Annotated in this window: 19 protein-coding genes; 6 read left to right on the top strand and 13 right to left on the bottom strand. The window is 74.2% G+C overall.

The window, feature by feature from the left end; all coding sequences use genetic code 11:
* Nucleotides 1-83: 83 nt before the first annotated feature.
* The gene (locus tag ACFV2S_RS23715; protein WP_383799538.1) at nucleotides 84-764 is read right to left on the bottom strand and encodes an ABC transporter ATP-binding protein; all 681 of its coding nucleotides are present in this window, start codon (nucleotides 762-764) and stop codon (nucleotides 84-86) included.
* Nucleotides 761-1,837 (bottom strand): ABC transporter permease, encoded by a 1,077-nt coding sequence (locus tag ACFV2S_RS23710; RefSeq protein ID WP_385562494.1) that lies wholly within the window; start codon nucleotides 1,835-1,837, stop codon nucleotides 761-763. The genes ACFV2S_RS23715 and ACFV2S_RS23710 overlap by 4 nt, the downstream gene beginning before the upstream one ends.
* Before the next feature lie 112 nt (nucleotides 1,838-1,949).
* Between ACFV2S_RS23710 and ACFV2S_RS23705 the strand changes: the two genes are divergently transcribed.
* Together ACFV2S_RS23705 and ACFV2S_RS23700 are read left to right on the top strand one after the other, a co-directional pair.
* On the top strand, nucleotides 1,950-3,122 hold the full coding sequence (locus ACFV2S_RS23705; RefSeq protein ID WP_383799532.1) for a histidine kinase: 1,173 nt from the start codon (nucleotides 1,950-1,952) through the stop codon (nucleotides 3,120-3,122).
* A 3-nt stretch (nucleotides 3,123-3,125) separates the two neighbouring features.
* Complete coding sequence (locus tag ACFV2S_RS23700) at nucleotides 3,126-3,752, top strand: response regulator (RefSeq protein ID WP_385562489.1); 627 nt, start codon at nucleotides 3,126-3,128, stop codon at nucleotides 3,750-3,752.
* On the opposite strand, the gene ACFV2S_RS23695 is transcribed toward ACFV2S_RS23700, so the two are convergent.
* The 8 genes from ACFV2S_RS23695 to ACFV2S_RS23660 all read right to left on the bottom strand — a co-directional run bounded on the left by ACFV2S_RS23695 (nucleotide 3,742) and on the right by ACFV2S_RS23660 (nucleotide 10,965).
* On the bottom strand, nucleotides 3,742-3,966 hold the full coding sequence (locus tag ACFV2S_RS23695) for a hypothetical protein (RefSeq protein WP_385562486.1): 225 nt from the start codon (nucleotides 3,964-3,966) through the stop codon (nucleotides 3,742-3,744). The genes ACFV2S_RS23700 and ACFV2S_RS23695 overlap by 11 nt on opposite strands.
* 128 nt (nucleotides 3,967-4,094) lie before the next feature.
* A complete protein-coding gene (locus ACFV2S_RS23690; RefSeq protein ID WP_385562483.1) occupies nucleotides 4,095-4,727 on the bottom strand; it encodes an amphi-Trp domain-containing protein in 633 nt (210 codons plus the stop codon).
* On the bottom strand, nucleotides 4,724-5,164 hold the full coding sequence (locus ACFV2S_RS23685) for a hypothetical protein (protein ID WP_385562480.1): 441 nt from the start codon (nucleotides 5,162-5,164) through the stop codon (nucleotides 4,724-4,726). Before ACFV2S_RS23685 ends, ACFV2S_RS23690 begins: the two co-directional genes overlap by 4 nt.
* 29 nt (nucleotides 5,165-5,193) lie before the next feature.
* A complete protein-coding gene (locus ACFV2S_RS23680; RefSeq protein WP_385562477.1) occupies nucleotides 5,194-5,661 on the bottom strand; it encodes an SHOCT domain-containing protein in 468 nt (155 codons plus the stop codon).
* A gap of 46 nt (nucleotides 5,662-5,707) precedes the next feature.
* Nucleotides 5,708-5,905 (bottom strand): hypothetical protein, encoded by a 198-nt coding sequence (locus tag ACFV2S_RS23675; protein ID WP_329852098.1) that lies wholly within the window; start codon nucleotides 5,903-5,905, stop codon nucleotides 5,708-5,710.
* A 122-nt stretch (nucleotides 5,906-6,027) separates the two neighbouring features.
* Complete coding sequence (locus tag ACFV2S_RS23670) at nucleotides 6,028-7,659, bottom strand: MFS transporter (RefSeq protein WP_385562474.1); 1,632 nt, start codon at nucleotides 7,657-7,659, stop codon at nucleotides 6,028-6,030.
* Between the two features lie 143 nt (nucleotides 7,660-7,802).
* Entirely contained in the window at nucleotides 7,803-10,484 is a 2,682-nt protein-coding gene (locus tag ACFV2S_RS23665) for a LuxR C-terminal-related transcriptional regulator (protein ID WP_385562471.1), read from the bottom strand.
* A 163-nt stretch (nucleotides 10,485-10,647) separates the two neighbouring features.
* The gene (locus tag ACFV2S_RS23660) at nucleotides 10,648-10,965 is read right to left on the bottom strand and encodes a DUF5955 family protein (protein ID WP_385562468.1); all 318 of its coding nucleotides are present in this window, start codon (nucleotides 10,963-10,965) and stop codon (nucleotides 10,648-10,650) included.
* Nucleotides 10,966-11,160: 195 nt separating this feature from the next.
* Here ACFV2S_RS23660 and ACFV2S_RS23655 point away from each other — a divergent pair, with 195 nt between their 5' ends.
* The 3 genes from ACFV2S_RS23655 to ACFV2S_RS23645 all read left to right on the top strand — a co-directional run bounded on the left by ACFV2S_RS23655 (nucleotide 11,161) and on the right by ACFV2S_RS23645 (nucleotide 15,014).
* Entirely contained in the window at nucleotides 11,161-11,775 is a 615-nt protein-coding gene (locus tag ACFV2S_RS23655; RefSeq protein ID WP_385562465.1) for an NTP transferase domain-containing protein, read from the top strand.
* 227 nt (nucleotides 11,776-12,002) lie between these two features.
* Nucleotides 12,003-13,625, top strand: a complete 1,623-nt coding sequence (gene aceB, locus ACFV2S_RS23650; RefSeq protein ID WP_385562462.1) for a malate synthase A — start codon at nucleotides 12,003-12,005, stop codon at nucleotides 13,623-13,625.
* 243 nt (nucleotides 13,626-13,868) lie between these two features.
* The gene (locus ACFV2S_RS23645) at nucleotides 13,869-15,014 is read left to right on the top strand and encodes a GDSL-type esterase/lipase family protein (RefSeq protein ID WP_385562459.1); all 1,146 of its coding nucleotides are present in this window, start codon (nucleotides 13,869-13,871) and stop codon (nucleotides 15,012-15,014) included.
* Between the two features lie 9 nt (nucleotides 15,015-15,023).
* Here the strand turns inward: ACFV2S_RS23645 and ACFV2S_RS23640 are convergent, their stop codons facing one another.
* Both ACFV2S_RS23640 and ACFV2S_RS23635 read right to left on the bottom strand, forming a co-directional pair.
* Nucleotides 15,024-16,820: a hypothetical protein gene (locus ACFV2S_RS23640; protein WP_385562456.1), complete on the bottom strand. Its 1,797-nt coding sequence runs from the start codon at nucleotides 16,818-16,820 to the stop codon at nucleotides 15,024-15,026.
* 121 nt (nucleotides 16,821-16,941) lie between these two features.
* Complete coding sequence (locus ACFV2S_RS23635; RefSeq protein WP_385562453.1) at nucleotides 16,942-17,913, bottom strand: fibronectin type III domain-containing protein; 972 nt, start codon at nucleotides 17,911-17,913, stop codon at nucleotides 16,942-16,944.
* Between the two features lie 131 nt (nucleotides 17,914-18,044).
* Here ACFV2S_RS23635 and ACFV2S_RS23630 point away from each other — a divergent pair, with 131 nt between their 5' ends.
* Nucleotides 18,045-18,671: a hypothetical protein gene (locus ACFV2S_RS23630; protein ID WP_385562450.1), complete on the top strand. Its 627-nt coding sequence runs from the start codon at nucleotides 18,045-18,047 to the stop codon at nucleotides 18,669-18,671.
* Between the two features lie 22 nt (nucleotides 18,672-18,693).
* Here the strand turns inward: ACFV2S_RS23630 and ACFV2S_RS23625 are convergent, their stop codons facing one another.
* Nucleotides 18,694-19,353 (bottom strand): aspartate/glutamate racemase family protein, encoded by a 660-nt coding sequence (locus tag ACFV2S_RS23625; protein WP_385562447.1) that lies wholly within the window; start codon nucleotides 19,351-19,353, stop codon nucleotides 18,694-18,696.
* Nucleotides 19,354-19,468 lie beyond the last annotated feature (115 nt).

Genomic DNA, 19,468 nt, shown 5'->3' with positions numbered 1-19,468 from the left:
CCGCCCGCCCGGCGCGCGCGCCCCCCCCCCCCCGGGCGGGGGGCCCCCCCCCCGGCCGTTTCCCGGTGCCCCGCCGCCGGCCCTCAGGCCCGTACCGCCTCCGTCAGACGGCCGTCCTGGACCGTCACCGTGCGGTCCGTGCGGGCCAGGTGCGTGCGGTCGTGGGTGACCAGGACCGTCGCGGTCCCGCGCTCCGCCGTCAGCGTGGCCAGGAGGTCCATGACCGCCGCCCCCCGCTCGTGGTCCAGGGCGCTCGTCGGCTCGTCGACCAGGAGCACGGACGGCTCGTTCATCAGCGCCCGCGCGATGTTCACCCGCTGCCGCTGACCGCCCGAGAGCTGGTGCGGCCGCCGGTGCGCCTGGTCCGCGAGGCCCACCGCCCCGAGCAGGTCCATGGCCCGGCCCCGTACCGCCTTGGGCGCGTGCCCGGACAGGTGGGCCATCACCTGGAGCTGCTCCACCGTGCTCAGCGAGGGCAGCAGGTTCGGCTGCTGGAACACGATCCCGATGTGCTCCCGGCGCAGCTCCGCCTTGGCGGCGGCCGTCAGGTCGCCCGTGTCCGTGCCGGCGACGACGACCCGCCCCTCGTCCGGCGTCACCAGGGTGGCGGCGACGGCGAGGAGGCTGGACTTGCCGGAGCCGGACGGGCCGACGACGGCCGTGAGCGTACCGGCGGGGACGGTGAGGGAGACGGCGTCGAGGGCGGTGAGGCGGCCGTCGCCGTCGGGGTAGGTGAGGGTGACGGCGTCGAGGACGAGGCTCATCGGGCGCTCCCGAGGGCGGTGAGGGGGTCGACGGCGGTGATCCGCCGGATGGACAGGGCGGCGCCGAGGACGCCGAGGACGATGATCACGGCGGCCGGCCCGAGGACGGTGAGCGGCTCCAGGACGAACGGCACGTTCCCGCCGCTGACGAGGGCCCCGATGCCGACCGCGAGCGCGGTGCCGAGCAGGGTCCCGGCGGTGAGCATGAGGACGGCCTGTCCCAGGGCGTCCTTGAGGAGGTACGGGGTGGAGGCGCCGAGCGCCTTGAGGACGGCGACGTCACCGCTGCGCTGGATGGTCCAGACGGTGAAGAACGCTCCTATGACGAGCGCGGAGATGGCGAAGAGGAAGCCGCGCATGAGCTGCAGCGAACCGTTCTCGGCCTGGTAGGACCCTATGGCGGTGAGGGCGCCGTCGAGGGTGCGCGCCTCGGTGCCGGCGGCCCTGTCGCCGGCCGCCCAGTCCACGCCGTCGCCGCTGAGCGCGATGACGGTGGCCTGCTCGTCCGGGGTGGTGCCGCTGTGGCCGAGCTTCTGCCAGTCGTCGAGGGAGGTCCACACCACGGGCGTGTGGCTGTACGAGGCGTCGCCGGAGACCGCCGAGACGGTGACCTCCAGGGGGCCCAGACGGACGGTGTCGCCGGCGCCCACGGACAGCTCCTCCGCCGCCGACGCGGAGAGGACCGCCCTGCCCGCGCCGACCGCCCCGGGTGCCAGGCCCGCGTCAGGCTCCGACCCGAACGCGGACACGGCCGCGGTGCGGTCACCGGCGGCGGCGTTGAGGGTACGGATGCCGAGCGGATCGGCCTCCGTCACCCCGGGCCGCCCGGCCCACCCGCGCCACTGCTCCTCCGTCACCGTCGAGTTGGTGAAGGAGACCGACTGCCCGGACGGCGGTGCCGCGAAGGCCAGCCGGTCGGCGGGCAGACCGGTGATCGCCGAGATGTTCTCTCGCGCGAGTCCGGCGGTCAGCCCGGACAGCAACCCCACCAGCAGGGTGATCAGCACGATCACCGTGCCCATGAGGGTGAAACGCCCCTTGGCGAATCTCAGGTCTCTCCATGCCACGAACATGCTGACCAGAGTGGTCCGCGAGGTGCCCCGCGGGCATCGCGCCACGGATGGCTCCGCAATCAAACTTTCGGTTGAGTCCGGATTGTCTCCCGGTGTCTACGCTGGTGGGACCATGGATCCCCGCTCACTCACCCCCGCCCTGCGTGCCCTGCGCCTCTGCCTGCACCTGCTCATGGCGGGCCTGCTCGTCCTGGCGGCGGTACGGGCGGACTCGGCCGGCGGGACGGTGATGGCGGCGCTCACGGGCGCGGTCTACGCGGCCGGCTCGTACCTGCCGTCCGTACGGAGCTCGCAGCGGGCCGCCGCCGTCTGGCTGGCGGTCCTGGGGGTGTCCTGGCTCGCGCTGCTCTGGCTCACGCCGGAGGCGCTCTGGCTGGCCTTCCCGCTCTACTTCCTCCAGCTGCACCTGCTGCCCACCCGCTGGTCCCTGCCGGCCGTGGTCCTGACGGCGGGCGCGGCGATCTTCTCGTACGTGGGACACGGCGCCGCGCTCAACCCGGGGGTCTTCATCGGGCCTCTGCTCGGTGCGGCGGTCGCGGTGGCGACGGTCCTCGGCTACCAGGCCCTGTACCGGGAGAGCGAGCGGCGGCGCCGGCTCATCGAGGAGCTGATCGAGACGCGTGCGGAGCTCGCGGCGGCGGAGCGCCACGCGGGGACGCTCGCCGAGCGGGAGCGGCTCGCCCGGGAGATCCACGACACGCTCGCGCAAGGCCTGTCCTCGATCCAGCTGCTGCTGCGGGCGGCCGAGCGGGTCCTCCCGCCGGACTCCCCCGCCGCGGGGCACATCGGGCGGGCCCGCGAGGCCGCCCAGGACAACCTGGCGGAGGCGCGGCGGTTCGTGCGGGCGCTGTCGCCGCCGGACCTCGAGCACGGCTCCCTCGCCGCGGCCCTGGAGCGGCTCTGCGAGCCGGTCGCCGAAGTGGCCCCGGGGACGGGGCCGCGGGTGCGGTTCTCGGTGAGCGGCACGCCGGCCGAGCTGCCGACCCCCTACGAGGTGGCGCTGCTGCGCATCGCGCAGTCCGCGCTGGCGAACACGGTGCGGCACGCCTCGGCCTCGCGGGCGGAGATCACCTTGTCGTTCATGGACGCGTCGGTGACCCTGGACGTGGTCGACGACGGCCACGGCTTCGACCCCGCTTCCGTGCGTCCCTCCTCCGACGGCGGCTTCGGGCTTCCGGCGATGCGCTCGCGGGCGGAGTCGCTGGGCGGCACGTTCACCGTCGAATCGGCGCCCGGCCAGGGCACCGCCGTCGCCGTCTCCCTCCCTCTCCCCGCTGGAGCCTGAAGCATGACGATCCGACTCCTCCTCGCCGACGACCACCCGGTGGTACGGGCGGGCCTGCGCGCGGTCCTCGACACCGAGCCCGACTTCGCCGTGGTCGCGGAGGCGGCCACGGCCGAACGGGCGGTGGGGCTGGCCGCGGCGGGGGACGTGGACGTGGTCCTGATGGACCTCCAGTTCGGGCCCGGGATGCACGGCTCGGAGGCGACGGCGGCCATCACGGCGGCGCCGGGCGGACCGAAGGTGCTGGTCCTGACGACGTACGACACCGACGCGGACATCCTGGCGGCGGTGGAGGCGGGCGCCTCCGGCTACCTCCTGAAGGACGCGCCGCCCGAGGAGCTGGCGGCGGCGGTCCGCACGGCGGCCGCCGGGCAGTCCGCCCTCGCTCCGGCGGTCGCGCACCGGCTGATGGACCGGATGCGGACGCCGGCCGAGGCCCTGACCAAGCGCGAGCTGGAGGTCCTCCAGCTGGTCGGCGAGGGCCTGTCGAACCAGCAGATCAGCAAGGCGCTGTTCCTCAGCCAGGCCACGGTGAAGTCCCACCTGGTGCACATCTTCGCCAAGCTGGGCGTGGACTCGCGCACGGCGGCGGTCGCCGCGGCGACGGCGCGGCGGCTGATCAGGCGGTGAGGCCGTCCGTCCGCTCCTCGGCCGCCACGGCGGTCCTGGACCCCATCAGGTCCTGGAGGGACCGCATGCACGGCAGGCAGTGGCGGTCCGTCGTGGTTCCGTCCGCGCCGCGGTCGACGCTCTGACCGCAGAGGCTGCTGACCGCCTCCTTCGCGATCACGTGCCAGACCGGAAGTCCGCTGGAGTGCTCGGGCGCGATGTGCATCTCGTACATGGCAGGTTCCGTTCTCCGGGGGTCCGGGTCCCACCCAACTCGCGCCCGGCGGCACCGGCACGGCGACCAGGTCAAGTGGGTGAAAGCGAAGCACTCGGACCCCCGGGGCCCCCGGGGGTACCCCCGGCTCACGCGGACTTCTTGGCGGTGCGCCCGGCCTTGGCGGATGAGGCGGCGGCGGGCGTCTTGGTGGCGGGCTTCTTGGCGGGGGCCTTCTTGGCGGGGGACTTGCTGGCGGGGGCCTTCTTGGCCGGAGCCTTCTTCGCCGTGGCCTTCTTGGCCTCGGGCTTCTTCGCGCCAGGTTTCTTGGCCGGGGCCTTCTTCGCTTCCGGCTTCTTGGCCGGGGGCTTCTTGACCTCCGGCTTCTTCGCCTCCGGCTTCTTCGCCGGGGGCTTGGCCTCGGGCTTCTTGGCCGGGGGCTTGGCCTCGGGCTTCTTCGCCGGGGCCTTCTTGGCCTCCGGCTTCTTCGCCTCCGGTTTCTCGGCCGGAGGCTTCTTCGTCTCGGCCTTCTTCGGCGCGGGCGCCTCGGTCTCGCCGTCGATCCGCCACTTCAGCTCGATCTCCAGCTCGATCTCGCCGTCCTCGACCTCGAACTCCACCTCGGCGCGGACCGTCTCGGGGACCTTGAGGCTCAGTACACCGGGCCCCACCCGGAGCTCGGCGTCCTCACCCGCCCTGAGTGCCGCGGCGAGCGATTCGAGCTGGGCCGCTGCCTCGGCACGGGACATCGAGCTCTTCTGCTCGAACTTCAGGTCGCTCACGACTGCCTCCCGGTGCCGGCGCCGCCCATGTCGTCACCACGGTCGACGCACAGGGCCCAGATGATGAATCCGGACATCGCGATCATGATGACGGACCACCACGGGTAGTACGGCAGCGACAGGAAGTTGGCGATGATGACGAGCGCGGCGATGCCCACGCCGGTGTACCGCGCCCAGGCCGCCGCCCCGAAGAGGCCGAAGCTGACGAGCAGGGCGACGATGCCGAGGCAGAGATGGATCCATCCCCAGCCCGTGAGGTCGAACCGGAAGACGTAGTTGGGCGTGCTGACGAAGACGTCGTCCTCGGCGATCGCCATGATCCCCCGGAAGATGCCGAGCAGACCCGCCAGGGCGAGCATGACGGCGGCGAACATCCGCAGGCCTCCGGCCCACGCCTGCTTCGTCGATGACACCTGGCCGCTGTGCGTGGAGGTCATCTCAGTTCCTTTCCTGGTCCCGGCCCGTCTCAGGGGCGGGGAGTGGTGCCACCGGTGTCGGCGGGCGCGGCCGGGCGGTCGTCCTTCAGGACGATGTCCTTGGCCTTGCGGAACTCCTCCTCGGTGATGTCACCGCGGTTGCGGAGCTCGGAGAGCCGGGACAGCTCGTCGGCGTGGCTGGGACGGGCGCCGCCGCCGGCGATCTCCCGGACGTAGGCGTCGAAGGCCTCCTGCTTCTTGACCGCGTGCTCGACCTCGCGGTGGCCCATCTCCTTGCCCCGGGCGATGACGTAGACCAGCACGCCGAGGAAGGGCAGCAGGATGACGAAGGCCAGCCATCCGGCCTTGCCCCAGCCACCCATGCTGTGGTCCCGGAAGATGTCGGCGATGATCCGGAAGAGCAGGATGAACCACAGGATCCACAGGAAGAACCACAGCATGGTCCAGAAGGCGCTCAGCAGTGGGTAGTCGTAGGCGAGGTAGATCGGTGTGTCCATGTCCGCGCTCCGTTCCGGGTCCTTCTCGTGCCGGGATCCACAGCGGTCACTCCGGCAGCCGCCGCAGCTCCACCACGTGCAGTCCGAGCGACTGGAATCGGGCCAGTAGGCCGTACAGGTGAGCCTCGTCCACGAGTGGGCCGTACAGCACCGTCTGACCGGAGATCATCACGTGCTCCAGTTCGGGGAAGGATCCGATCAGCGTCTCGGACATGAGCCCGTCGACGCGGATCTCGTACTGCATGGCGTGTCCCTCTCGGGGTGACTGTCACCTGGTGTCGGTCGTGCCGTCCCTTCCGGCCGTTCGTGGCCTTGCTTCGATGCTCCGCCCTCGCGGGCCCGTCCGCCTCACCCCGCGCGGGTGAGTCAGCGGCCGGGCTCGTCGGGGGTGGGGTCCGCGGCGTCCCGCTCGCGGCCCCGGCCGCCGGTCCCGCCCGCACCGGGCAGGCCGCGCGTCACCAGGAAGCTCGCCAGCGTGATGCCCCCGGTGGCGAGGACGGCCGCCTTCAGGCCGTCCAGCTGGGCCGAGGCGTACGACTCGGTGACGGCCTCCACCTCGTGCGGCGGGAGTCCCGCGTCCTCCGCCGCCGCGTGGACCTGGTCGGTGGAGACGAAGTTGATCCCCGCCTCCAGGGCGACGCTCGTCTGCTGCCGGGCCGCGTCCGAGAGCCGCGGGTCCTGCTCGACCTGGGTCGTGAAGGCCTGGGCCAGGGCTCCGATCAGCAGCGAGCCGATGAGCGCCGTGCCCAGGGCGGACCCCAGGTTCTGGGCGGTGAACTGCAGGCCCCCGACCTCACTGCGCTCCTCCTCCCCCGCGCTCGACTGGACGACGTTGCCGAGCTGGGAGGCGAGCAGCCCGACACCCAGGCCGAGAAGCGCCATGGCCCAGAAGAACTGGGCGTCGTCGAGCTGGGGGTCGATGGTGGCGACGAGCCAGCCGATGGCGACGAGCAGCACCACCAGGGCCAGTCGCACGATCCGCCGCGGGCCCGCCCTGCGCCCGAGCCTCGCGCCGCCCATGGAGGCCACGAGCATGGTGACGGAGACCGGCAGGAGCCTCAGCCCGGTCTCGAAGGCGTCCAGGCCCTGCACCACCTGCAGGTACAGCGGGATCGTGAAGAACAGCCCCAGCAGAATGAGGTTCTGGCTCAGCAGGGTCATCAGACCCGAACTCAGGGCCGGTCTGCGGAACAGGGCCAGATGGACCAGGGGGTCCTCACCACGGGCCTCCCGCCGCTCTTCCCACACCCGGAAGAAGAACAGGACCACGACCCCGGCCCCGACCACGAACAGCGTGGGGGCGAAGCCGAGGACCGTGAAGGGCGGGTTCCGCGGCTGTACCCATCCCCAGGTGCTGCTCTGGAGCACACCGAGCACACCGAGTCCCAGGCCGGCCGCCGACAGCACGGCGCCGACGACGTCCAGGCCGGGCCGGCGGTCCACCGGGGGCTGCTGGGGGATCGCCCCCTGGAAGAGGAGCACGGCCAGCACCACCACGACCTCGCCCGCGAAGACGAGGCGCCAGGTGAGGTACGTCGTCACCCAGCCGCCGAGCAGCGGACCGACCGCGATGCCGGCCCCGGCCAGACCGCCGATGACGCCGTACGCGACCGAGCGGTCGCGGCCCCGGTAGGACTCGGCGACGAGGGCCGCCATGGACGGCAGCACCAGTGCGGCGCCGAGCCCCTCGATGACCGACCACCCCAGGGCCAGGACCCACAGGGTGGGCGCGACGGAGGTCAGGGCCGAGCCGACGCCGTAGACCGCCATGCCGATCAGGAAGACGCGGCGGCGGCCCAGGATGTCCCCGAACCTGCCGCCGATGAGCATGAAGGCGGCCATGACCAGGGCGTACAGGGTGATGACGGCCTGGATCGAGGTGACCTCGGTGTCGAAGTCCTCGACCAGCTGGCTGATGGACACGTTCATGACGGAGGTGTCCAGCACCATCAGGAACTGGGCCGCCCCCAGCACGATCAGAGCGCGCCAACGTCTCACGGTCGCCACCTCGCCGGACCTTGACCCGCCGGGTCACCGGCGGCGGAGGGAGTGGGCACGCCCTCCCCCGCCATCACACCGGAAAGGGTCGCCTCCCGCCTCACCCGCCTCGGGTGACGCCGGGCACCCCCCTCAGCGGACGGTCACAGCAGTCCCAGCTCGCGGGCGCGGCGCACGGCCTCGTTGCGCCGGTGCACCGACAGCTTCCGGTAGACGCTCTTGAGGTGGGTCTTCACCGTGTTCACGGACACGTACAGGTCGGCGGCGATGTCCTCGGTCGACATCGCCCGGGCGAGCCGCTCCAGGACGTCGCGCTCCCGCTCGCTGAGCCCCTCCACCGGTGTTCCCGGCCCGGGTCCCTCCGTCGCCGTGCCGTGCGGCGTCTCCGCTCCGGGAAGGAGCCATCCGGCCGCGTGCGCCCGGAGCGGCGGTTCCGCGAGGAACGCGTCGATCCAGGGTCCGGCGCTCCGGAAGGGGCGTCTGAGCTCCTCCCGGCGGCCCTCGGCGAGGGCCTGCGCGAGCAGTCCCCGGACGGTGGCGCGGTCTCCGTCCCGCGCGGCCGCCCCGGCCCGTACGAGCGCGGCCGGCACGGTCACCCCCGGTCCCGGGCGCCCGTGGGCCGGGAGACCGTCGAGCAGGCGGAGGGCGGTGGCGGTGTCCCCGGCGGTGAGGTGGGCCCGCGCCAGGGCGACGGCGCACAGCGGCTGGTCCCCGGCGACCCGTCGGAGGGCTTCGACGGCCGCGTCCGGGCGGCCCTCGGCCAGGTGGGCGTCGGCCACGACCAGGGCGGCGGTGCCCCGCGCCCAGGGCGACGCGTCGGCGGCCGGAACGGGCCGGGCCGCGACGGCCAGAGCGGCATCCGTCCGGCCCCGGGCCAGCAGGACGCCGGCGGTGACGGCGCGGACGGCCGCGGCGGGCACCGGGTCCGGCGACCGGGGAGCGGGCGCCCCGGCGAGGAGGGCCTCGGCACGGTCCACGTCGTCCCGGCCGAGCGCCACCGCGGCCAGGACCACCTGTCCGAGTCCGGACCCCTGGGGCGGGGTCAGGCCGTACCGCTCGGCCTCCGCGGTCATCGCGAGGACCGTGCGCTCCGCCGCGCCCGGCCGCCCGTCGAGGTGGTCGAGGAGCGCCAGGCGTTCGAGTGCCTCCATCCGCGGGAGCGCCGTGGAGGCCGTACGGGGACCGCGGGCCACCGCGGTGAGGACGTCCCGGGCCTCGTCGAGGCGTCCGGCCCAGAGGGCGGACGAGCCCGTGTGGGTCAGCAGAAGGGCGTGGAGTTCGGGGTGTTCCTCCAGGAGGCGGGCGGGCATCCGGGGCATGAGGTGCCGGGCCGAGCGGGCGGCCCGTTCGGCCAGGCGCCCCGAGCCGGCCAGCCGCCCGGCCAGTGCCTCCAGGAGCGCGCAGGTCAGCCGGGCCTCCGGGGAGTCGCCGCCGCAGGAGGCCAGCTGTTCCTCGGCTCGGCTCAGATGCGCCAGGCCCCGGCCGAGGTCGGACCGGGCCAGCTCGCAGGCGGCGCGGACGAGGTCCACGGCCGGGTCGGGCGTGTCCCCTTCCCGCCCCGCGAACTCCCTCCCCGCGAACCAGTCGACGGGCTCCCCGGGGCCCAGGCCGGTGAGGAGCCGTCCGATCTCCAGGTCCTCCACCAGCGCCCGGGCGAGGTACGTCCAGTCCCGCGCGGCGGCGCCGTGGGCCAGCATCTCGGGCAGGGTCCCGGAGCGCCGCAGCCAGTGCGCGGCGCGGCGGTGCAGCTGGGTCTCCAGGCCGGGGGCGCGCCGGCGCAGATGGGCCAGGAGGATCTCCCGGAACAGCGGATGGAGCCGGTACCAGCCGTGCCCGAAGTCCTCGACGAAGGCGTTCCCGCGGTGCAGGTCCCCGAGGATCGTGGCGGCGTCGCGGCGCTGGGTCAGGGCGTCCGCGAGGTCGGGGCAGAAGCGGTCCAGCACGCTGATCCGCAGCAGCAGGTCCTGGGTCTCGGGGGTCTGCCGTTCCAGCACCTCGGCCAGCAGGAAGTCGGCGATCGTGCCGCGTCCCGCCTCGAACTCCTTCAGGTAGAGCTCGGGGTCCGGGCTGGACCGCGCCGCCAGGGCGCTCAGCCGGAGGCCGGCCGCCCAGCCCCGGGTGCGTTCCACCAGCGCCCGGGCCACCGGAGCCGCGAGTGAGAGACCGTGCAGCTCCAGGAGGTCGACGGCCTCCTGCGTGGTGAAGGCCAGGTCGGCGTCGCGGATCTCGGTGATCTCGCCGGCGAGGCGGTAGCGGTGGAGCGGAAGGAGGGGTTCGGTACGGCTGACGAGGACGAGGCGCAGTCCCGGCCGTGCGTGTCGCAGGACGAACTCCAGCTGCCGTGCGACCTCGGGGTCGGTCATCCGGTCGAACTCGTCGATCACCACGGTGACGGGTCGGTCGTGCCCGGCGAGTTCCCAGGCGAGCCGGCTCAGGAGCGTGTGGTGGACGCGGGTCGCGTCGGCGGGGAGGCCGACGGCGGTGGGCACCGGTACGCCGTGGGCGTTCAGGGACTGGAGCAGCTGTGCCCAGAACATCCCGGGGCCCTCGACCGCCGCGTCGAGCGTGAGCCAGGTGACCGGTTGCCCGAGGTGCGCGGCCCAGTCGGCGACCAGGAGGGTCTTGCCGGCTCCGGCGGAGCCGTTGACCACGGTCAGCGGCGTCAGCAGGGCCTGTCCGAGGTGCGCGGACAGGCGGTCGCGGCGCAGGAACGTGCCGGGGCGCGCGGGCAGGGCGAACCGGGCCCGCAGGAACGGGTCTCCGAGCGGGTCGGCGCCGCCGGGGGCCGGGGCGCCCCGCGGGACCCCGCGATCCGTGGCCGCCACGTCCACCACCGCCTTCCGGCCCGGCCTGCCGAGGCCCGGCGCTTCCCCTCAGGATGGAAGGCTTCTCCCTGGATCGGCCACCGCACAGAGCCGTGCGCACCCCTCCGGGGTATCCGAAGGTCCCGGGTCCGGGGGGACCCTTCGGGCCGGGTCCGGTCGCGGTCTACCGTCCGGTCTGCGGGGGCCCGAAGAGCTCGACGGCCCGCCGGACCGCCGCGAGGCCCTCGGCGAGCGCGCTGACGGAGCCGACGGAGCCCGCGACGAGCAGCAGGGAGCGGCGCAGCCGCCGCACCTCGGGGTCGCCGCTGAGCGCCATGGCGTCCAGCGCCGCGAGCTCGTCCTCGGCGATACCCCGGTCGGTGAACTCGACCCGGTGCGCGGCCAGTTCCCTTCGGAGCCGGGACACGGCGGACCGCAGTTCGGCCACCCTGGGGTCCACGCCCTCGCCGGTCACTCGCCTCTGCCCCACGCTTCGCAACATGGTTCTCCCCCCGCACAGCACTGTGCGCAGAACTCCGTACGACGAACACTCCGGGCACTCCCGACCGACCCCCCGGGCGGCGGTCGGGCGCCGTGAGTGGGGGTCAGTTAACTCCTTCGCCACCCCGGCGCGCCACCCCTGGTGGAGGGAATTCAGGCGACCGTGTGATTCCGCCTGATGAGGTATGCAGATCCCATGACAGCGAAGGAAGATCGAACCCCCGTCGTCGCCGGACTCCTGCTCGCCGCCGGGGGCGGGCGCAGACTCGGAGGGCGGCCGAAGGCACTGCTCACGCATCGGGGGCGGCCCCTGGTCGAGCACGCCGTGGGGGTGTTGCGCGCGGCCGGCTGCGAGGTGGTGCACGTGGTGCTGGGCGCGTCGGCGGAGCTCGTACGGGAGCGGGCGGAGCTGCCGGGGTGCGTCCTGGTGGACAACCCGGAGTGGGCGCAGGGGATGGGTTCCTCGCTCCGCGCGGGGCTGGACTCGCTGTCCGCCGATCCGCGCGGCGTGGACGCGGCGCTGGTGCTCCTGGTCGACCAGCCGGGGATCGGGGCCCGGGCGGTGGCCCGGGTCCGGGCGGCGTACGGCTCGCGGGACTCGCTGGCGGCGGCCTCGTACGACGGGGTGCGCGGCCATCCCGTGCTGTTCGGCGCCGGGCACTGGGCGGGCATCGCGGAGACGGCGGTGGGCGACCGGGGCGCACGGGACTACCTGGCGGCGCACCGGGATGCGATCACCCCGGTGGACTGTTCGGATGTGGCCGAGCCCTACGACATCGACACGGAGGCGGATCTTTCCCACCTGGAGTGAACGGGCTGGCACCGAGCGCCATGTTCTGTCGATCCGGAGAATCTCGACATCAACAAACCATTGAACTTCCACCATGAGGAAACTAGTATCCACTGTTCAGAAGCGCCTGCTCGTTCAGAAGGCGCTCGCGGCCGTATCTCGGCGCCTGCGGCACTCCGTGCCGAAACCGCGACGCCCGGCGGCCGCCTGGCACCGCCCGTGAAGTCCGCTGAAGGAAGTGACAGTTCATGTCCGCACCAGCGCCGTCCCCCCTGGCCGTCGTCGATGCCGAGCCCCTCCCGCGTCAGGAGGAGGTGCTCACCGAGGCCGCCCTGGCCTTCGTCGCCGAACTGCACCGGCGGTTCACCCCGCGCAGGGACGAGCTCCTCGCCCGCCGAGCGGAGCGTCGCGCCGAGATCGCCCGTACGTCCACCCTGGACTTCCTTCCGGAGACCGCCGCGATCCGCGCCGACGACTCCTGGAAGGTCGCGCCGGCCCCGGCGGCCCTGAACGACCGCCGCGTCGAGATCACCGGTCCGACGGACCGCAAGATGACGATCAACGCGCTCAACTCCGGCGCGAAGGTCTGGCTCGCCGACTTCGAGGACGCCTCGGCCCCGACCTGGGAGAACGTCGTCCTCGGCCAGGTCAACCTGATCGACGCGTACGCCCGGAGGATCGACTTCACGGACCCGCGGTCGGGCAAGTCGTACGCGCTCAAGCCGGCCGACCAGCTCGCCACGGTCGTCATGCGCCCGCGCGGCTGGCACCTGGAGGAGCGTCACCTCACCTTCGACGGACGCCCGGTGCCCGGCGCGCTCGTCGACTTCGGCCTGTACTTCTTCCACAACGCCCAGCGTCTGATCGACCTCGGCAAGGGCCCGTACTTCTACCTCCCGAAGACCGAGTCGCACCTGGAGGCCCGCCTCTGGAACGACATCTTCGTCTTCGCCCAGGACTACGTCGGCATCCCGCAGGGCACCGTCCGCGCCACGGTCCTCATCGAGACCATCACGGCCGCGTACGAGATGGAGGAGATCCTCTACGAGCTCCGCGACCACGCCGCCGGCCTGAACGCGGGCCGCTGGGACTACCTCTTCTCCATCGTCAAGAACTTCCGTGACGGCGGCGCCAAGTTCGTCCTGCCGGACCGCAACGCGGTCACGATGACGGCCCCGTTCATGCGCGCGTACACCGAACTCCTCGTGCGCACCTGCCACAAGCGCGGCGCGCACGCGATCGGCGGCATGGCGGCGTTCATCCCGTCCCGCAAGGACGCCGACGTCAACAAGGTCGCCTTCGAGAAGGTCAAGGCCGACAAGGACCGCGAGGCCGGCGACGGCTTCGACGGCTCCTGGGTCGCCCACCCCGACCTCGTCCCGATCGCGATGGCCTCCTTCGACGCCGTCCTCGGCGAGAAGCCGAACCAGAAGGACCGGCTCCGCGAGGACGTCTCCGTCGCGCCCGGCGACCTCATCGCCATCGACTCGCTCGACGCGAAGCCCACGTACGACGGCCTGCGCAACGCCGTCCAGGTCGGCATCCGCTACATCGAGGCGTGGCTGCGCGGCCTCGGCGCCGTCGCCATCTTCAACCTGATGGAGGACGCGGCCACCGCCGAGATCTCCCGCTCCCAGATCTGGCAGTGGATCAACGCCGGCGTCGTGTTCGAGAACGGCGAAGCCGCCACCCCCGAGCTCGCCCGCAAGGTCGCCGCCGAGGAACTGGCCGCGATCCGCGCCGAGATCGGCGAGGAGGCCTTCGCGGCCGGCCGCTGGCAGCAGGCCCACGACCTGCTCCTGCACGTCTCCCTGGACGCGGACTACGCGGACTTCCTGACCCTCCCGGCGTACGAGCAGCTGGTCGGCTGACGCACCCCCGTCGGCCGACCGCACAGCGGCCGCACACGTCCTGAACAGAGCTCCGCCCCCGGTGTCGCACAGCACCGGGGGCGGAGCTCTGCCCGTTCCCGGTCGGGCCACAGGTGACGTGACGGAACCGAGATATGCAGCTACCTAGCGGTAACAAGCCACGCCGTGCGAGATTCCGCCATGCCACCGGCCGGCGGCTGTCCCCCACGTCACTGCGTCACCGCATACCGCAGGAGCACAGCCATGCCTTCGACCCCCCACCGTGCGCTGCGCGCACTCCTGGCACTGTGTACCGCCGCCGGGCTCGCCTCCGTCGCCGCCCCCGCCGCCCACGCCTCGGCCGGCTCCGGACCGACCGCCGTCGTCGCCATGGGCGACAGCTACATCTCCGGCGAGGCCGGCCGCTGGCAGGGCAACAGCCTCACCGACTCCGGCAGCCGCAACGGCACCGACCGCGCCTGGACCGGCAGCGCCTACGACCCGTCCCGGGTGTACGGCGCCACCGCCGGCGGCTGCCACCGCTCGGACACCTCCGAGGTGAGGAGCGCCGGCCCGGTCGCGACCTCCCTGATCAACCTCGCCTGCTCCGGGGCGACGACGAAGAACGTCTTCCGCGCCTCCCAGGGCGGCCGGTCCTACAAGGGCGAGGCGCCCCAGGCCGACCAGCTGGCGGCGGTCGCCGCCGCGAACGACGTCGAGCTGATCGCCCTGTCCATCGGGGGCAACGACCTCGGCTTCGCCGACGTCATCACCACCTGCGCGACCGACTACATCGTCTGGTACTCCTACTGCCACGACGACCAGCAGGCCGAGGTCGACGCCCGGATCGACGGCGTGATGGCCGACGTCGGCCGGTCCGTCGACGAGATCCGGGCAGTCATGACCACCGCCGGATACGCCTCCTCCGACTACCGGATCGTCCTCCAGTCGTACCCCTCCCCCCTCCCCCGCGCCGCCGACAACCGGTACGCGGAGAGCGGCTGGGCCCGCACCAACACCGGCGGCTGCCCCTTCTGGAACGCCGACGCCGACTGGGCCCGCGACTCCCTCGTCCCCCAGCTCGCCGCGCGCCTCAAGGGCGTCGCCGCGGCCAAGGGCGTGCAGTTCCTGGACCTGCGGGACGCGCTCCAGGGCCGTGAGGTCTGCGCGAAGGCGAGCAGGCAGGTGACGGCGACCGCGCCCCCGTCGGCGACGACGAGCGAGTGGGCGCGCTGGATCGACAGCCAGAGCACGCAGGGGCTCGTCCAGGAGTCGATGCACCCCAACGCCTACGGCCAGCAGGCCCTCGGCCGCTGCCTGGCCCTGATGGCCGCCCGCCCGACGGGGAACCAGAGCTGCCGGAACACGCCGGGGTCGGGGCCTTCGGGGATGTACCTCACGGCCGGATAGCGGCTCTCGTCACGGGAGCGTGATGCCGAGCGGGCGGAGGACCCGCTCGGTCTCGTGGCGGTCCGCGGCGGCCATCGCGCGGACCAGCGCGGCGGAACCACCGGGCCAGGCCGCGGCCGCCTCGTCGAACGCGGCACGGCGGCTCTCCAGGGGCCCCTTCTTGGCGGGCAGCGCGTCGAGGACCCTCAGGGCCCGGGCCGACGTCCGCACCTGGATGGGGTCCGCCTCCTCTCCCCTGTCCCGCAGGGCCTCCAGGGCGTACGCGCCGACGACCGGGTCGCGCAGCGCACCGCGCAGGGCCTCGGGCGGTGCGCCTGCCGTGTCCAGGGCGGCGAACAGCCCCCGGGTGGCGGCCGCCTCCGAGGTGCCGGCGTGGACGGTGCCGAGGGCGGCGAGCAGCCCGGACCAGGCGTCGGCGGTGTCCGCGCGCGCGTGGAGCCAGTCGGCGAGCACGCGCGCGGCGACGAACGGGGACCAGCCTCCCGCGGCGGCGACCACGTCCGGCGCGGTCCAGGCGGCGGCCTCGGCGGCGTCGGGCGCGGCGACCCCGCGCACGCCCAGCAGGTAGCGGACGACGCCCGCGCCGCGCGGTGTCAGCCCGAAGGCGTCACCGGCACGGAAGACGAGGCCGGTGGCGGCGAGCCGGTCGAGGACCGCGGCGAGGTCGCGGGCCGGTCCTTCGAGCCGCGCCCGGTCGGCCTCGTCCAGCCCCGCCGTGCCGAGGAGGCGGACGAGCTCGGGAAGGGGCGGGACGGCGTACGGGCCGGGTGCCGCGTCCGGCACCGCGACGGGAAGGTCCTCCAGGGCCGGGTCCACGGACCAGTCCTCGTACTCGGCGGCCTTGCGGGCGACGGAATCGGCCGAGCAGCCGCGCTGGTAGACCGCGTACAGCAGATGCGGCGCCTCGTCGCCGTAGGGCTCGAACTCCTCCTCCGTGAGCTCCTCGACGACGGCGATGAGCGTGTCGGCGTCCTCCTCGACGGGCCCCGCCTCGATCACGGGCGGCGGGGGTTCGGGGGCGGCGGGGTCGCCGTAGTAGTCGAGGTGCTCGTCGAGGAGGGCGTCGGCGAGGACGAGATGGGGGAAGGCGTCGGGTCCGGGGGCGAAGCGCGCGTACGGGCCGGCCAGCTGTTCGGCGAGCCCGGCGGCGGTCCACCGGTCCTGGAGCGCGGAGGCGAGCCGGCCGATGCCGGTCGCCACGGCATGGTCGGTGAGCAGCGGCCCGGAGGCCGGGGGCGCCTCGGCGTCCCGGACGTACGCGCGGGTGAGCGCCTCGGCGAGCAGGACGTCGGCGAGGGCCGTCCGCCCCATGAGGTGGGCGCGCCGCACCCCGTCGGGGAGGGGCGCGCCGTCGAGGGCGGCGAGCCGGCGCCGGACGTCCTCGGGGTCGGCGAGGTCGGCGCCGCAGGTCCGCAGGAGCGAGGCGTACCAGCGGTGCCAGGTGAGGTTGCCGGGGTCGTTCATGGCGCGTTCGAAGTCGGGCGCGGACTCGGCGAGGACCAGGGCGATCCGCTCGCGACGCCCGCCGTCGAACCGCGCGGCGAGGGCGCCGAGGACGGCCGGGTACGCGGCGAGCTCGCCGGGCGGCGCGTAGACGAAGGTCGGCAGGTCCTCGACGAGGAGCTGCCGCACGAGTCCCGGCGTCGGCTCGGGCACCCCGGTCGCCCGGTCGGCGCCGCGCAGCGCGAGCAGTCCCAGGACCGCTTCGGCGGCCCGCGCGAACGCGGGGTCACGATGCTCGGGCGCTCCGTCGAGGAGTTCGAGGAACCTGTCGAGCCCGGTGTTGGTGAGTACGGTCCCGGCCACGCTTCCCAGGGTAGTTCCGGGAGACCGGTTCCGGCGGGCAAGGGCCGTGGGGCAGGAGTGTCGGCGCGGTGCGCGGGACTGCGTGGGCGATGTCCGGGAGGTGCCCGCCGCCGGACCGAGTTCAGCGGACGACCACCGTCCTCGGGGCCGAGAAGTCGCCCCAGGTCCCGTCCGGGAGGCGGGCGCGGAGGGTGACGGTGTAGCGGGTGCCCGGGGGGTCCTGGACCGGGAAGGTGTAGGTGGCGCGGCCGGGGGGTGGCGTGGTGCCCCAGATGATGGTGGTGGTGAAGCGGCCGTTGAGGTGGAGTTCGTGGTCGGTGACGGGGGCACCCGTCCGGGGCGGGATCCAGGTGAGGGTGATCTCGCCCTTGCCGGCGGTGGCGGTGACGTCGCGGGGGGCGGTGTTGGGCGGGGCTCCGGGGGACGGGGCGGTGGTGAGATCGGCCGGGGTGCTGTCCGGGGACGAGTTCTCGGCGGCGTCGCGGGCGCGGACCGTGAACGCGTAGGCGGTGCCGGGGCGCAGGCCGGTGAGGCGGGCGGTGGTGGCGGTGCCGGGGACGGTGTGGACGCGGACGTCGGCCTGGTAGACGTCGTACGCGGTGACCCGGGTGTCGTCGCGGGCCGGGGACCAGTGGAGGGTGGCGGCCCGGGCGCCGTCGGGGGTGGCGCGGAGGGCGCTCGGGGCGGTGGGGGGCGTGCGGTCCTCGGCGGCGGCGCGGAGGGTGGTGGCGGTGACGGTGACGCTGGGGGCCGAGACGTTGCCGGCGGCGTCGCGGGCGCGGACGGTGAAGCGGTGGAGGGTCGCGGGGGTCAGGCCGACGACGTCGGTCATGAGGGTGGTGGCGGGGAGGTCCTTGACCTTCCGGCCCTCGCTGTAGACGGCGTAGCCGGTGACGGCGCGGTCGTCGGTGGACGCGCTCCACATGACGTGGACGGTGCTCGCGCTGCCGGCGGTGGCGGTCACTCCGGAGGGGGTGGTCGGCGCCCGGGTGTCCTTCGGCGCGGGGGCGGCGGCGCCTTCACAGGCGGCGAGGGTGAGCGTCATCGCGAGCGCGAGAGCGGCCAACAGGCTTGCGGCGAGCGGACGTTGCACGGGCCGGCCTCCGTTCGGAGAAAAGGTCCAGACCTATATCGCACAGCCGGTGCGACCTCGGCAAGGGGGCGTTGTCAGTGGGGTGCGCTTCACTGGAATCGTCACGCTCCGTAGTCGACCGAGGGGGATTCATGACGGACCGTACGACCTATGTGGCGTTCGCCGGGATGCGGCGGCGCGGCTGGAGCGACGCGATGGTGCGGGACCTGCTGGGCACGCCCGACGTGCAGGGGCGCGATCCGCGCCGCTGGTCCCTCGCGCCGGTGCGGCTCTACCTCCTGGCCCGGGTGGAGACGGTGGAGCGCACGCCCGAGTTCACCGAGGCGGCGGCGCACTGCCGGACCCGTGCCGCGGCCTCCGGTGTGCACGCCGAGCGGCGGCGGGCCGCCGTGCTGGCCGCGATCCGCGCGGAGCCCATCGAGGTGCCCCTGCTGCCCCGGCCCGAACTGGAGCGGCGGGCCGTGCGGCACCGACACCTGCTGGGGGCGCGGAGTCCCGGGCGGCGGCGGGAGGACGCACCGCCGGAGACGGCTGCGCCCGGGCCCGTGCCGCCGCCCTCCGGGGCGCTGGTCCGGTGGCAGGTGAGCTATCTGCGGCACGCCCTCTCGCGGTACGAGGCGCTGCTGGACGGGCTGTACGGGGAGACCGGCCGGGGCGAGGCCGAGCGGGTCCTGCGGCGCCGGCTGTACGAGGCGATCGCCGCCGCGTACCCGCCGCTGGCCCGGGAGTGCCGTCGGCGGATGGAGGTGGAGCGGTGAGGCGCCCGCCCGGTGGGCGCGGTCAGCCCCCGGACCGCTGCGCGGCCAGGCGGGTGAGCGCGCGGCAGGCCGCGGGGATCGGGGCGACGACCCGGACCGCGCAGCGGGCCTGGAGTTCCTCGGCGGCCTCGCCGAGCGGGCCGCCGCCGATGACGACGGCACGGGCCCCGTCCCGTTCGGCGCAGGCGCGGACGGCGTGCTCCAGCCGGTCGACGAGGAGCCGCGGGTCGGCCGTGAGGCGTTCGGGGACGCCGGCGGTGAGCCGGAGGCCGGTGTACCGGTCGTCGAGGCCGAGTGCGGTCACGCGCGCGTGGATGGTGTCGGCGAGGAGCGGGGTGACGGTGGCGATGCCGAAGGGGGTCCCGGTGTCGGCCGCCTCCAGGAGCGCGGCCTCGCCGAGGCCGACCACGGGGACGCGGACCGCCTCGCGGAGCTCCGCGAGGCCCGGGTCGCCGAAGGCGGCGACCAGGAGGGCGGCGCAGTCGCCCTCGCCCACGGCACGGCGGCCCGCGGCCAGCACCTCGGGGGCGGCGGCCCGCATGGCCTGCGGGTCGGTGAGCATGCGCGGGCCGCGGGCCGCGGTCACGCCGCGGACGGGGAGGGCGGGCCCCAGGGCGCGGCGGGCGAGGGCGGTCATCGTCGCGGTCGTGGCGGCGGAGGTGTTGGGGTTGATCAGCACCACGGCCCCGGGGGCCCCCGGGGGCGGGGGGGCCCGGGGGGGGGGGGGGGGGGGGGGGGGGGCGGGCGGGGGGGGGGGGGGGGCCGCCGCGCGCGCGCGCGGCGCTCTCTCGCCCCGC

Origin of the sequence: Streptomyces sp. NPDC059695 (assembly GCF_042733785.1) — a bacterium.
Lineage (GTDB): Bacteria > Actinomycetota > Actinomycetes > Streptomycetales > Streptomycetaceae > Streptomyces.
Note: the sequence above shows the minus strand (reverse complement) of the source record. Positions and strands in the feature narration are given on the sequence as shown.

Coding starts and splice junctions, on each gene's coding strand:
- aceB (WP_385562462.1), top strand. CDS start 12,003: ATGTCCGCACCAGCGCCGTCCCCCCTGGCCGTCGTCGATGCCGAGCCC.
- ACFV2S_RS23700 (WP_385562489.1), top strand. CDS start 3,126: ATGACGATCCGACTCCTCCTCGCCGACGACCACCCGGTGGTACGGGCG.
- ACFV2S_RS23705 (WP_383799532.1), top strand. CDS start 1,950: ATGGATCCCCGCTCACTCACCCCCGCCCTGCGTGCCCTGCGCCTCTGC.
- ACFV2S_RS23695 (WP_385562486.1), bottom strand. CDS start 3,966: ATGTACGAGATGCACATCGCGCCCGAGCACTCCAGCGGACTTCCGGTC.
- ACFV2S_RS23655 (WP_385562465.1), top strand. CDS start 11,161: ATGACAGCGAAGGAAGATCGAACCCCCGTCGTCGCCGGACTCCTGCTC.
- ACFV2S_RS23645 (WP_385562459.1), top strand. CDS start 13,869: ATGCCTTCGACCCCCCACCGTGCGCTGCGCGCACTCCTGGCACTGTGT.
- ACFV2S_RS23710 (WP_385562494.1), bottom strand. CDS start 1,837: ATGTTCGTGGCATGGAGAGACCTGAGATTCGCCAAGGGGCGTTTCACC.
- ACFV2S_RS23675 (WP_329852098.1), bottom strand. CDS start 5,905: ATGCAGTACGAGATCCGCGTCGACGGGCTCATGTCCGAGACGCTGATC.
- ACFV2S_RS23660 (WP_385562468.1), bottom strand. CDS start 10,965: ATGTTGCGAAGCGTGGGGCAGAGGCGAGTGACCGGCGAGGGCGTGGAC.
- ACFV2S_RS23715 (WP_383799538.1), bottom strand. CDS start 764: ATGAGCCTCGTCCTCGACGCCGTCACCCTCACCTACCCCGACGGCGAC.
- ACFV2S_RS23630 (WP_385562450.1), top strand. CDS start 18,045: ATGACGGACCGTACGACCTATGTGGCGTTCGCCGGGATGCGGCGGCGC.
- ACFV2S_RS23680 (WP_385562477.1), bottom strand. CDS start 5,661: ATGGACACACCGATCTACCTCGCCTACGACTACCCACTGCTGAGCGCC.
- ACFV2S_RS23685 (WP_385562480.1), bottom strand. CDS start 5,164: ATGACCTCCACGCACAGCGGCCAGGTGTCATCGACGAAGCAGGCGTGG.